Raw genomic sequence first — 12,789 nt, forward strand, 5'->3', positions numbered from 1 at the left:
TCTTCTGGTACGACTCTATAAGTTTCGTTTGCACACACGCAGAGCGTGTGGTTTAAAAAGACTAATTTGAAAGGGCTCCGTAAGAGGACGAAGCCCTTATCATTATTTATGGTAAAGCTATGTTAATGTATGCTGATTAGAAGTAACGGCTCTCCGAACTGCAAAAAGACTTTTCTCTGGTGTAGCCTGATCTATTACACATCCTGGGCCTAAAATTAACCCTTTACCACCGACCTCATCTATAGCCTCTTTTACATGATTTTCTACTTCATTTACGGTACCTTCAATTAATAAACTATTTCTTATCATTCTATTATTCTCATCATAATATGGAACTTCCCTAACTCCTCCAAGTAAGCACTTATTTGTCAGGGTTCTCGCTTTAGCTAACGAAGGAGCAGTCCAACGATCGTGCCAATTCAAACAATTAACTGGATAATCCTTAATTAAGTCGAACATAATTTTATCACCATGAATGTGCACAATATTTAAAAACGTTTCCTTGTTATAGCTTTCTATCACCTTTAAATCAAAAGGTTCGCCAAATATTTTGTATTCTTCTTCTGTTAAAAGATCGTACGATGCACATTGAGTCGCAAAAAAGAATCCATCTACACCGGCTTCTATATTTGCTTTAACAAAATTAATTGTCGTTTCTGTTATGACTTCAAGTGCATTTTTAAGTAGTTCAGGTCTTTCTTTCATATCCAACAGAATACGATCCCCGGCGAGTTTTCTTGCAACCGTTAACGGACTAAAAATCGTTTGAACAAATGGTAATTCACCTTTCACTCTATTACTAACATATTGTGCCAATTGAAGTTGTTTTCCGTAGGTTCCATAGTATGCCGGTAAGACCTTTAATTTCCCCCAATCTTCAATTGAGTGAATTCCGTATTTTTTAATAATTGGAGGACGATTCGTTCTTGTAAAGTATTGTACTTGAGCTCCCCAATCTTCCACACAATATAAACCAAAGGGCATCAATTTTATAAAATCATAGTCGTATTTCTTAGTAAATTCTATTTGAGAGTCTGCCAAAATACCTGGGTTAATATCATCCTTTGACAAATGCATCCACAAACTAACAGGAACTCGATCTACTTCCTTTGAATTCAATGCTGCTTTAATACGCTCAAACTTATTCATTTCACAAAACTCCTTCACTAAATATATTTAACCTTTTGATATATAGTTTTTTTTTAAACAAAATAATAGAATTAGTGCCCCTTCCTAAGTCTAATCTCATATCTATTTACAAGATACGTTAATAGTGCACTTATGCACCAATATATTAGAGCTGCTGCAACAAATGCTTCTAAATACCTGAACGTCATTGCTCCTACTATTTTTGCTTTAGCAAAAATGTCTACGACAGTAATTAAAAATGCCAGTGATAGCGCTTTTATAATAACCATATAAGAATTCAAAAAGTCTGGCAGAGCTTCGGTTAATGCTTGTGGTACGATGACTCTCCAAAGAGTCTGTAAAAAGTTATATCCTAATGATTGTGCTGCTTCAATCTGCCCATAATTTACAGAAAGAAATGCTCCTCTAATAATTTCTGACTGAAAAGCAGATAAAGTTAATGAAAAGGTAACGATAACTGTGATTACTGGGTTTAAATTATTTGGATTAAATTCTATTCCTATCAACGATAATAGAAGATGACTGATTTGAGGTAAGGCGTAATACATAATATAAAGCAATACCACCGCTGGGGTTCCCCTTAAAAATGATTTAAAGACTGTGATTAACTGGGAGATTATAGGGATTTTATATTGTTGAATGATTGCAATAATTCCCCCTAGGAGTGTTGAGATTAGTAGTATAACTAAAGCTAATAATAGTGTCTTAGGGACAACCGTTAAAATCCCTACAAAATCCTCTACAAGAATATCAAATTTGAACAATTGAACCCCCCCTTACTGTTTTATTCCGCTACCTATTTGTGAATATTTGATTCTCTTTTCAAGGAAACGGACAATATTGTCTGATACAAGGCATAAAATCCAAAATAATACGGCTATTGTTAGAAAGATTTCAACTTGATTAGATCCATAAGATTGAGAAATTAATAAATTTGCAACACCCATAATATCAAGCACTCCAATAACAAATATTAATGAGGTATCATGAATGAGATAAATCAAGGCATTTCCCCAACCAGGTAAAGCTATTGGAATAACTTGAGGTGCAATAATTCTTGTCAATTTTTGAAATGGTGTATAGCCTAAGCTTAGCGCTGCTTCATGTTGACCTCGTTCAACCGCTAAATAAGCAGGACGAATAACCTCCGCCAAATAACCTCCATTATATAGAGTTAATGCAATGATTGTTGCTATCACAGCACTTATATTACTAATATTAATTCCCACTAGTGAAAAAACGACTGGAAGAGCATAATAGACTAAGAATAATTGAAGGACGATTGGCACACTTCTTGTAAAAGAAATATACAAAGTCATAATTTTACTAAGATATTTAATCTCTTTTATTCGAATCATTGTTACAAAAATACTTAAAATTAATCCTAATGTTGAGGATGCAATTATGATCAGAATGGTTATATGAAGGACACTTAAAAATTCCGGAAGTATTTCAATCATAAATTTAAAATCCATTGTATCGGCAACCCTTCTCTCCTTAGATTAGAACAATGGTAGATTCTGTTGGTAAATTTGAAGCTTTAAGATTGATTCATAGACCCCATTAACTTTCCTAATAAGTTCTTCATTTTGTCTCATCATAATGGGGTCCAGTTGTTTACCCTTTAGTCAACTTTATTCATGTATAAATACATCTTCATCATAATATTTTATTGATAATTCAGATAATTCACCTTCTTCTTTAAGTTCCTTTAAGGCATTGCCTACTTCTTCTGCAAATTTTTTATTTTCTTCTGTTTTATAGATTAAAAAATATGTTGGAAAAACCTTAACCGGATCAGTTACATGAATATTCAAGTTCTCATTTTCAATAATTTTGCTTTGCCCCAAATTGGATGGCAGTATTAAAGCATCGTATTTTCCCGAATCAACTTCTTTTAAACGATCAGCATACGATAAACCTGCATCTGATGTTTGGAACTCAATTTCATGTTCAGGGTTTTCTTCATTCCAAGCCATTAAGAAATTGAAAACTCCTCCGGTAGGAGTTGTAGGAACAATTTTTTTACCAACTAGATCCTTCATTTCTTTAATATCTTTATCGTTCGTATAAATTTTCATTAAACTTGCGCCATTGTTTTCAGAAGGTAATAGGTATTTTTCTTCACGTTCCGCACTTTTAAATAACCCCTGAGCAATCATGTCGTACTTACCTGTATCAAGACCTATTTCAGCTGCACTATCAGCAACACCTACTAGGTTAAACTCATAATCTGCTAATTTTTCATCTACAAGCCTAAGAATGTCAGGTTCATATCCTACTAGTTTCCCATTTTCTTCCCAACTTAATGGTTTTGAAGTCGGAGGAACAGCAACTTCAATCGTTCTTACACCTGTTTCTGATTTTTCCGATGAGGCTTCACCGCTACATGCTGCCAATAATAAGATTAATCCTAAAAAAATAAGTAACTTTGTTCTTTTAATCATCAAGTTTCATCCCCTTTTCATCCATTATTTGAAACTAAATTGTCCTCATAAAAACTCTTTAAAAATTCTCTGGTTCTTATGTTGTTTGAGTTTTCAAATATTTGGGAGGGCGGCCCTTCTTCTGCAATGTGCCCTTTATCCATAAATACAACTTTAGTAGAAATATTTTTTGCAAACCTCATTTCATGAGTTACCAAAAGGATTGTTACCCCAGATTTCGCAACATTTTCAATTACCTTCAATACTTCATCTACCAATTCGGGATCAAGTGCAGAAGTAGGTTCATCGAATAAAATAACCTCTGGTTCTAGAGCTAACGCCCTAGCGATGCTTACTCTTTGTTGCTGACCTCCTGATAAACGTGAGGGATACATATCCTTTTTATCGAGTAAACCTACTCGTTCCAATTCCAAAAGACTTTTTTCATAAGCTTCCTTTTTAGACTTTTTTTGTACTACTATTTGAGCATCCATAATATTTTCAATGACTGTCTTATGTTTAAATAGATTGAATTGTTGAAAAACCATCGCTGTTTTTCTTCGAAGTTTGAGGACATCCTTTTTCTGTACTGATTTATAATCTATATGAAGTCCTGAAAGAATCACCTCCCCATCGTTTGGCTTTTCTAAATAGTTTAAGCATCTCAACAAAGTTGTTTTTCCAGTTCCACTTGGCCCAATAAAAGTTACAACATCCCCTTTATTAACTGTTAGATTTATCCCCTTCAGAATCTCGTTATTATCGAAGGATATCCGAAGGTTTTTTAATGTTAGCATTTAGTTACCCTCCCTTATTAGAAATCAACGCATCAGTTTGTATACAATATCTGTACACAAGATGGAATATTCAGAATATTTATAGCAAAAAAATATATCATTCATTCATGTTCAAAAACATCTTACACTTGTTACTTATTAACTGTAACAGTAATGGACGATAACGCTTGCTCTAAGTCTGTAATTATGTCCTCGACATCCTCCAAGCCAACAGATAATCTAATTAGGCCTTTTGCAATTCCAAAATCTGAGAGTCTTTCTTCCGGAATCGATGAATGAGTCATTGAAGCTGGGTGTTGTACTAAAGTCTCCGGATCTCCTAAACTAAAAGAAATCATGGCAATTTTCAAAGTACTAATAAATTCTTTTCCTGCTTGAACACCTCCCTTAACCTCAAATGAAACAATCCCCCCCATACCTTTCATTTGCTGTTTTGCTAGTTCATGCTGAGGATGTGATTTTAAACCTGGATAGTACACTTTTTCTACAGATGGATGGCTTTCAAGAAATTCTGCTACTTTTTGTGCATTATAACAATGTTGCTTCAGTCGTATTCCGAGTGTTTTTATTCCTCTTAAGATTAAAAATGATTCCCAAGCATTCAAATTTTGTCCTAAGTCTCCCATAATATCTTTACGCATAAAATCAATCATTTCTTTTTTACCACATATAATACCTGCAATAACATCACCATGCCCATTTAAATATTTTGTAGCACTGTGAACAACTACATCTGCTCCAAGTTCCAATGGCTTTTGTAAATATGGTGTCATAAACGTATTGTCTACTATTAAAACAAGATTGTATCGTTTAGTCATTTCTGAGACCTTCTTAATATCAATCAGGGTAAGACTTGGGTTCGAAGGTGTTTCAATATAAACAGCACGTGTGTTTGTTCTGATGGCGCTTTCAATATTAGCTAAATTTGTACAGTCTACAAAATCGTATTCAATTCCATACCTACTAGCAATAGTTGATAAAAATTTGTGGGTTCCTCCATATACATCCTTAGTTACAACGACATGATCACCTGAACAAAGATGAGCCATTAATGCCACACTTATCGCTGCCATGCCACTACTAACTCCCAAGGCATCTTCAGCACCTTCCAAGGATGCTACTTTTTTCTCTAATGTTCTAGTAGTTGGATTCCCATACCGACCATAATATCTTCCTTCTCTTTTCCCTGTTACAACTTCAACTGCAGATTCTGCATTTTCAAATGAATATGCTACAGCTGGTATTATTGCCTGTGATACTGCTCTAGAATTTTTATCTGGATGTTGTTCATTGTGAACTGCTTGAGTGTTAAATTTCCATGGATTCATCATACTTTTTAATACCCCTCTCAAATTTGTTTTATGGTAAGTCTTTTGTAAGTAAACTAGTTGGTAAAATAAATTACCATATAGAGTTATTTTTTTCATAAATACCAATTGCCGTAATGGCAGAAGATAAACTATTTTCTATATGTTTTTTCATTGCTAACTCGGCTCCCTTAATATCTTTATTTGTAATACATTCCAAAATAAGTTGATGTTCTTCTCCCTCTTCTATTGCTCGTTTTACACTCTGATTTGGAACTAAGCGCCTGTATCTATGAATATGGTCATATAATTGTGATAAAAAATTATTAACTGTCCCGTTACGGCTTAATTCATAAATATATGAATGAAAATCGACTCCATATTTTAAAAGCTCTTCTATGTTCCCCTCTTTAGAGGCATCTCGAAGGTTATCAGCAATATCCTTTAGATTCTTAATATCCTCTTGTGTAGCATTTTCTGTTGCCTCAGCAACTGCAATTTCTTCTAATTTAGATCTAACTTTAAAGATTTCTTTTACTTCTTCTACAGAAATTGGAGCTATTTTCAGCCTTCCATTAGGCTGACGAATGACCATTTTTTCAAATTCAAGTTTCTCTAAAGCACCCCTTAAAGGTGTTCGGCTGATATTTAATTTTGAGGATAAATCCTCTTCACTAACAGGTTGATTAGGTTGTAGTATGCCATCTATTATCCGTCTTTTAATTTCATAATAAGCAAAGTCTTTCGCTGAACCTTTTGTTGGTGGGCTATTGAACTGGTTATTCATTGACTTACCTCGCTATTTGTATTTTTGTATGCATTTTTTGTATTCAAAAACTGTATACAATTATTGTATACAGTTATGTTAATTTAAATATTAATAATTGTCAATATATTTCGTAACTTTTTTCTCTATAAATATGTTGCATATAAGTAAAACTTCTTATTCTGTCTCATATACCTTTATTAATGCTCGTGTGCCATTATTTTCTTCTCCCATGTCTGCCAGCTGTTTAAACAATGATAAGCTTAATTTCAGTCCAGGCGCATCAACATTCATTTCTTTAAAAGTTTCATAAGCAATGGTTAAATCCTTAATTAGATGTTTTACATAAAATCCTGGCTTGAAATCACCTTCAATCATTTTATGTGCTAAGTTTTCCATAACCCAGCTATTAGATGTTCCTTTAGTTAATGTTCTTAGTATTCCTTTTGGGTCCAGACCTGCTTTTTTCGAGAGAATTATTGATTCACATAGACCAACCATATTGTTAGCCATTGCCACTTGATTACAAATCTTTGTATACTGTCCAGCTCCAGCTGTACCTTCATAATAGATGTTTTTACCCATAGTTTCTAAAATAGGTAGTGCTTTATGAAAATCAACCTCTGATCCTCCAACCATAATAGTAAGACTACCGTTTTTAGCACCATCCTCACCTCCAGAAACTGGGGCATCTAGTGCTAATATCCCTTTCAATAACGCCTTCTGAAAAATCATTTTGGCCAAGGAAGGTTTTGACGTTGTCATATCAATTACTAATGTGTCTCTTTTTGCAGCTTCTATAATACCATCCTTTTTCAAATAAAGATTTTCAACATCAGAAGGCAAGCCTACCATAGTAATGATTACATCTGAATCTAATGTAACTTCTCTAACAGATTCCCTCCAAATTGCACCTAACTTTATTAACTCCGAAGCTTTTTCCTTGGATCTTGTGTAAATGTTTAGTTTATAACCACTAAGTAAAAGATTTTTAGCCATAGCACTCCCCATAACACCTATACCTATAAAACCTATAACGATACTACTTTTGATTTCGATTTCCCTCATTCCTTTCTCATTAATAACGCGATATCAAACGTAAAGAAAATAAAATATACACCTACTGCATGAGTAGGTGTATTAAGATTCTATTAAATAATAGACCTTTTTGATCCTTCGGCTAATGCTTTGTCTTTTAGAATGAATTGCTCACTGAATTTGTTCCAATTCGAGACATGAGGAAATCCAAATTCACTTAGTTCTGCAGAAAATTGTGAGATAATAGGCGGCTTAAGCTTTAATGAGCGTAGCTTTTCATAATTACTAAAGAATACGTCATTTGGCTCTCCTTCCATCACCACTTTACCTGCGTCAATTACAACTACTCTACTAGCATACTGAGCTACCACTTCCATATCATGAGTAATCATAACGATGGTTGCTTCATTATCCTTAATTAATGTTTCCATTAAGGATAAAAGCGACTTTAAGTTTTGTTCATCCTGTCCAGTTGTTGGTTCGTCCAACAGAATAATTTTCGGATTTGACACCAACATAGTAGCGACGGCTAATCTCTGACGTTCTCCTCTACTCAAAGAAAAAGGATGTTCTTTTCTTTTATTTTGAAGACCAACTGTATTAATAGCTAACTCTAACTGTTGATTAATAATGTCTTCCGCATAGCCTCTATTTTTTAACCCAAATTTAATTTCATCTTCAACTGTGTTACAGAACAACTGATTATCTGGGTTCTGAAAAACATAGCCAATATCTAAGATGATATCTTGGACCTTGCTCTTCTTTGTATTTTTAGAATTGATTTCGACATCCCCATGTGTAGGTTTTAACAGTCCAATTAAGTTCTTCATTAATGTAGACTTCCCACAGCCGTTATGACCTACGATTGCTAATAGTTCACCTTTTCGGATGTCTAAATTAATATCATGGAGTATTTGTTTTTCTTTGCTATAACTAAAATCAACGTTTCGTAAAGATGCGACTAATTTGGCATTATCCTGTTTTGGACTATTTTTTTGTTCTGGAAATGCTAACTTCTTAGAATTTAAAAGCTGCTTTGTCCACTCCAAAACTTCCTTTTTTGTGATAGGGAATTTATCTAAAATAAAACCTTTATTAAATAAATATTTTGCAAGCCTTATATGATCAGGGATTCGTATTCCTAGTTGATTGAGTTCGTAGAAGTGCTTATTAAAGATCTCACTTGGACTCCCATTATATAAAACTTCGCCTTCATGCATGATAACTACTCGATCAATAAATTCAATTAAATCATTCAAATCATGCTCAATAATTAGAAAAGTAGTATCTAACTCTTCCTTTAGTTCAGCTAAAATATCCATTACTTCCTGCTTGCTAACCGGATCAAGGTCAGTGGTTGGGTCATCAAGTATGAGGATAGATGGTAACATCGCTAGGTTACTAGCTATGGAAACTTTTTGCTTCTGTCCACCTGATAAGGAAAACGTTATATGCTTTTTAATATCTTCTAATCGTAACTTCTGAAGACCGTAAGCAACGCGTTTTTTAATCTCTGATTGAGTATAGCCCTGACATTCTACTCCGAATGCCACTTCGTCCTCTACACGAATTGAAAAGATCTGATCTTCTGGGTTCTGAAATACCATTCCTATCTCGGAAGATAGTTCGTGCATTGGAACGTATTGAGTGTTTTTTCCATTAATAACAATGTCACCTTCTAGGTTTCCTTCTGATAAATGAGGTATAATTCCATTGAGACATTTTGCTAAGGTTGTCTTCCCACTTCCACTTGTACCTGATAAAAGGACGAATTCTCCCTTTTTAACTTGTAAATTAATTTTTTTCAATGTCTTTTTATCGACATTAGGATACGAAAAACTAAGATCTTTTACATGAATAATAGAATCTGTGCTCATAAGTTCGCTCCTTTGCAAAGGATTTCGTGTAACATTGTACTTACGCAATAAATGAATTATCTGCTCCTAATCCGAGACCGTATCTTACATACAACGCACCGACAAAGAATACAATCGTTAAAATGATAACTATATAATCTTTGTTTTCAAGTTTCATATCTTGGTAGTATTCTCGCCAAGCCATCTTGCTAAATCCTTTACTTTCAACAGCCAGTCCCATTGTTCTACTTCTTCTTAACGAATTAATCAGCAAAGGAAAAGCAGCTAATTTAAAACTGTTCCAGCTTCCTCTTATTCCTTTTTTGTTAACTCCTCTAATGGTTTGTGCATTTGAGATATTTGTTAATTCTTCGAACACTAATGGGAAGAACCTTAATGTTCCTAAAAACATAAAGGCGATATTCATAGGAACCTTCATCTTCATTAAACCCTTTGCCAACAACGCTGGATCAGTTGTCGTTATAATAACAATCGTCATAAAACATGGTATAGCAATTCTATATCCAAGCACCAAACCAGAATATAGGCCGATATCTGTCGCTTGAAGCGAACCGATTGAAAATAGGACATTGGCATTTGCTTGTTCATAATTATAAAAAGTAGAAAAAATAACTGCTGACATGGCAAGTATGACGATTGTGCCGAGTAAGGGCATAATTGATTTCATATGAATCTTCGCTGATAACCAAATAGGTATACCAATTAGTAAGATAATTGTTAAATATAGGGGATCCATAAATAACAATGGTGTTGCGACGAATCCAATGATCAAAAGTAATTTCGCACGTGGGTCCAATTTATGGACCCACGTTCCTTTATCTAGATTTATAACAAAATCACTTGCTGCCATGGCTTACACCTCCATACAAATCATTTTTCATTATCCTAGAAGAGCTTTTAATTTTAGCCCAAGAGGCTTAGCAATGACTGTACCAATAATCATTCCAACAACAGATATCCCAAAAACGATAACAATTAAATGGAATGGTACTGGAATTTGGTATGGATAAACAATACTCCACCAAACAAAAACCTCATAAATTGCGTTGTAAATTACGGCAGCTACAATTAAATCCTTTGTACTAGAGTAAACATCACTTGGATTTGCAAAAGCTTTACTTCTGCTATTCAAATATAATTCAGGTAGTATTGGTGCAATGACAACTAGTATCCAATAGATTGGAAGTTCGCCTTGTAAAAAGAAGTTAATGGCACACCAAGCGGCTGTAAAATAAACTGATGCATAAGGCTTCCGTACAACAACCCAGCATAGTACTAAACAAAAAGCACAGAACAGATAAACGAAAGTATGGTTAAACGGGAAAACAACACCAGCAAATTTGAAGAAATACCAAAGTACACGATATAAGACAGCAAATATTACAATCGTAATTAAATCAACCGCCGTTACCTTTCTTTTTACCATTGAAAGCTTAGTACCTAACTCTACTTGTGACATCACATAACCTCCTACATTTTGATTAATTTTTTTAAATTACATATAATGTGTAAGCCCTTTCAGATTATTGATATCTTTTTCTGTAAGTTCTTCAAAGCTTACACCTTCCGACCTAAAGTCTTTTTCCATTAGCAGTGAAGCAGTATTAATAAGTGAGTCAGTATATGGTGTTTCTAACCCTACCCTTCTACTTAACTCTGATATCGGAACAAGCCCAAATGGAATATCCTCCGTCACATATCTATGGTCCAAAGTGGTTGGTGCTAATCCATCTGGGAATAACCCGGGCAAAGCTTCATATAAGCTAGGGTAATCCGTTTTATAAAACTCGTTTAAAATAGAAAGGATACTTTGTGTTTTTATATTAAGATGTTCCGCAAGATTGATCCTTTCCTCATCAAGCTTTTCAACATACGTAACAGTCAATGGTGAAGTTCCGTCACCGTAAAACCTAAATTCACTTGCAGAGTCGATTCTACTAGCATTAAACAAAGTGATTGGAGTATGTACTACGACGTTTGAATTGTTTAGAGAAGTCTCGATAACATTGTTTGCTGTAATTAATTGTGGGAAGGTTTCTAGGAAGTATTTTGAGATTGTAAGATTCTTAGAAGTTGGTACTACACTAATTTGAACATTTTGCTTAATTCTACTAATCGTTACATAACCAGTGGATTCGGCTTTTGAAATAAAAGGCATTGCACTTGATTCAGCGATTGTAAGATTTTTCACTTCAATATCATCACCAAGAACTTCTCTACATTCTAATGCCCCCCAATATCCAGGGAATATTACAATCGTTTGGTTCCTTTTCAAATATGGTTTTAGCTGATTGAAAATAGGTTTATGTCCTGATGCTGTTGTTGTTATGATAATGTATTCTGCATCTACAATTACCTCTTCAATATGAGGTGATGCTTGAATTGGAACTTTTCCTGAATAGATCCCGTTTACTTCTAGACCTTGAAACGATAGAATTTCTGCTTTGATTGGACTTCGACTATAAAGCTTTACCTTCTTTCCTTGCAATGCGAGGTATCCAGCAATGGCTTGACCTGTATTACCCGCTCCAATGACAGCGAATGACATTTAAATCCTCCTTTAGCAAGACCTTTTTAATTCTGCAGAGAGTCTTCATATCGTTTTACTGCTTCAACTGCTTGATTCATTGAGTCTAAGATATGATTTTTAATGGTTATCTCTGCATTGTGTCTATCTTTTTGAACAATATGATCAAGAATAATTTCATGCTCATCTGACGTTTTCCTTGTATCTACATAATGAGCAAGACGCCTATATCTTGAAATTTTATCGTTCAACTGATATAAGATTTTTATCACTGTTCTGTTATGGCTAAGATTATATAATGCTGAATGAAATTGACTACCAAAATGATTGACATCTTCGTAGTTGCTTTCCCTTGAATTCTCTTTAATCATATAAACAAGATAAGACATATGCTTAATGTCATTCTCCGTTATATTATCGATAGCCTCGACTACAATAATCCCTTCTAATAGACTCCGAACTAAAAATAATTCTTTCACTTCCTGCACGGAAATAGAAGCTACCTTTAAACGGCCGTTTGGTTGTCGTTCAACTAACTCCTCTATTTCTAAGCGTTGAAGAGCCTCTCTTAAAGGTGTTCTACTAATCTCTAATTCATTTGCTAATTCATCTTCAACGATCGGTTCCCCAGGCTGGAATGAACACTTAATAATACGTTCCTTTATTTCTGTATAAGCAATGTCTTTTGCAGATACTCTTGTAATCTTTGGATTACTCAAATGCATTTATTCACCTCCCTTAATATAAAAAAATAATTGAATAATTGTATACAATTATATTTCTAAATGTTTTAAATGTAAAGAAAATTTAGTATATTTTTAAAAAAATATTGTTATAAGTAAGTATCCGCCCGTAGAACGGGCGGTTTTGATTTCGCCCTATAAGGGCACTTTACCAACGAA

13 protein-coding genes are annotated in these 12,789 nt (G+C 34.1%); all 13 read right to left on the reverse strand.

The window, feature by feature from the left end:
- Positions 1-117 precede the first annotated feature (117 nt).
- The 13 genes from ACFSFW_RS09635 to ACFSFW_RS09695 all read right to left on the reverse strand — a co-directional run bounded on the left by ACFSFW_RS09635 (position 118) and on the right by ACFSFW_RS09695 (position 12,612).
- Complete coding sequence (locus ACFSFW_RS09635; protein ID WP_304212404.1) at positions 118-1,149, reverse strand: uroporphyrinogen decarboxylase family protein; 1,032 nt, start codon at positions 1,147-1,149, stop codon at positions 118-120.
- Positions 1,150-1,220: 71 nt separating this feature from the next.
- Entirely contained in the window at positions 1,221-1,913 is a 693-nt protein-coding gene (locus ACFSFW_RS09640; protein WP_304212408.1) for an amino acid ABC transporter permease, read from the reverse strand.
- Positions 1,914-1,925: 12 nt separating this feature from the next.
- The gene (locus ACFSFW_RS09645) at positions 1,926-2,624 is read right to left on the reverse strand and encodes an amino acid ABC transporter permease (RefSeq protein WP_304212410.1); all 699 of its coding nucleotides are present in this window, start codon (positions 2,622-2,624) and stop codon (positions 1,926-1,928) included.
- Positions 2,625-2,783: 159 nt separating this feature from the next.
- Positions 2,784-3,596, reverse strand: a complete 813-nt coding sequence (locus ACFSFW_RS09650) for a transporter substrate-binding domain-containing protein (RefSeq protein ID WP_304212413.1) — start codon at positions 3,594-3,596, stop codon at positions 2,784-2,786.
- 17 nt (positions 3,597-3,613) lie between these two features.
- On the reverse strand, positions 3,614-4,372 hold the full coding sequence (locus ACFSFW_RS09655) for an amino acid ABC transporter ATP-binding protein (RefSeq protein ID WP_304212417.1): 759 nt from the start codon (positions 4,370-4,372) through the stop codon (positions 3,614-3,616).
- A gap of 131 nt (positions 4,373-4,503) precedes the next feature.
- On the reverse strand, positions 4,504-5,703 hold the full coding sequence (locus ACFSFW_RS09660; protein WP_304212420.1) for a trans-sulfuration enzyme family protein: 1,200 nt from the start codon (positions 5,701-5,703) through the stop codon (positions 4,504-4,506).
- Positions 5,704-5,773: 70 nt separating this feature from the next.
- Positions 5,774-6,466, reverse strand: coding sequence for a GntR family transcriptional regulator (locus tag ACFSFW_RS09665; protein WP_304212422.1), 693 nt, complete (start codon positions 6,464-6,466; stop codon positions 5,774-5,776).
- Positions 6,467-6,622: 156 nt separating this feature from the next.
- Positions 6,623-7,513 carry an NAD(P)-dependent oxidoreductase gene (locus ACFSFW_RS09670; protein ID WP_304212425.1) on the reverse strand — a complete coding sequence of 297 codons (891 nt, stop codon included), beginning with the start codon at positions 7,511-7,513 and terminating at the stop codon, positions 6,623-6,625.
- An 83-nt stretch (positions 7,514-7,596) separates the two neighbouring features.
- Positions 7,597-9,360: an ABC transporter ATP-binding protein gene (locus ACFSFW_RS09675; protein WP_304212428.1), complete on the reverse strand. Its 1,764-nt coding sequence runs from the start codon at positions 9,358-9,360 to the stop codon at positions 7,597-7,599.
- Between the two features lie 40 nt (positions 9,361-9,400).
- Positions 9,401-10,210: an energy-coupling factor transporter transmembrane component T family protein gene (locus tag ACFSFW_RS09680; RefSeq protein WP_304212432.1), complete on the reverse strand. Its 810-nt coding sequence runs from the start codon at positions 10,208-10,210 to the stop codon at positions 9,401-9,403.
- A gap of 30 nt (positions 10,211-10,240) precedes the next feature.
- A complete protein-coding gene (locus ACFSFW_RS09685) occupies positions 10,241-10,819 on the reverse strand; it encodes an MptD family putative ECF transporter S component (protein WP_304212433.1) in 579 nt (192 codons plus the stop codon).
- 36 nt (positions 10,820-10,855) lie between these two features.
- On the reverse strand, positions 10,856-11,908 hold the full coding sequence (locus ACFSFW_RS09690; protein WP_388037543.1) for an NAD/NADP-dependent octopine/nopaline dehydrogenase family protein: 1,053 nt from the start codon (positions 11,906-11,908) through the stop codon (positions 10,856-10,858).
- Positions 11,909-11,934: 26 nt separating this feature from the next.
- Positions 11,935-12,612, reverse strand: coding sequence for a GntR family transcriptional regulator (locus ACFSFW_RS09695; RefSeq protein ID WP_304212439.1), 678 nt, complete (start codon positions 12,610-12,612; stop codon positions 11,935-11,937).
- Positions 12,613-12,789 lie beyond the last annotated feature (177 nt).

The organism is Ferdinandcohnia salidurans (assembly GCF_042680725.1).
GTDB classification, from domain to species: domain Bacteria; phylum Bacillota; class Bacilli; order Bacillales; family Bacillaceae_L; genus Ferdinandcohnia; species Ferdinandcohnia salidurans.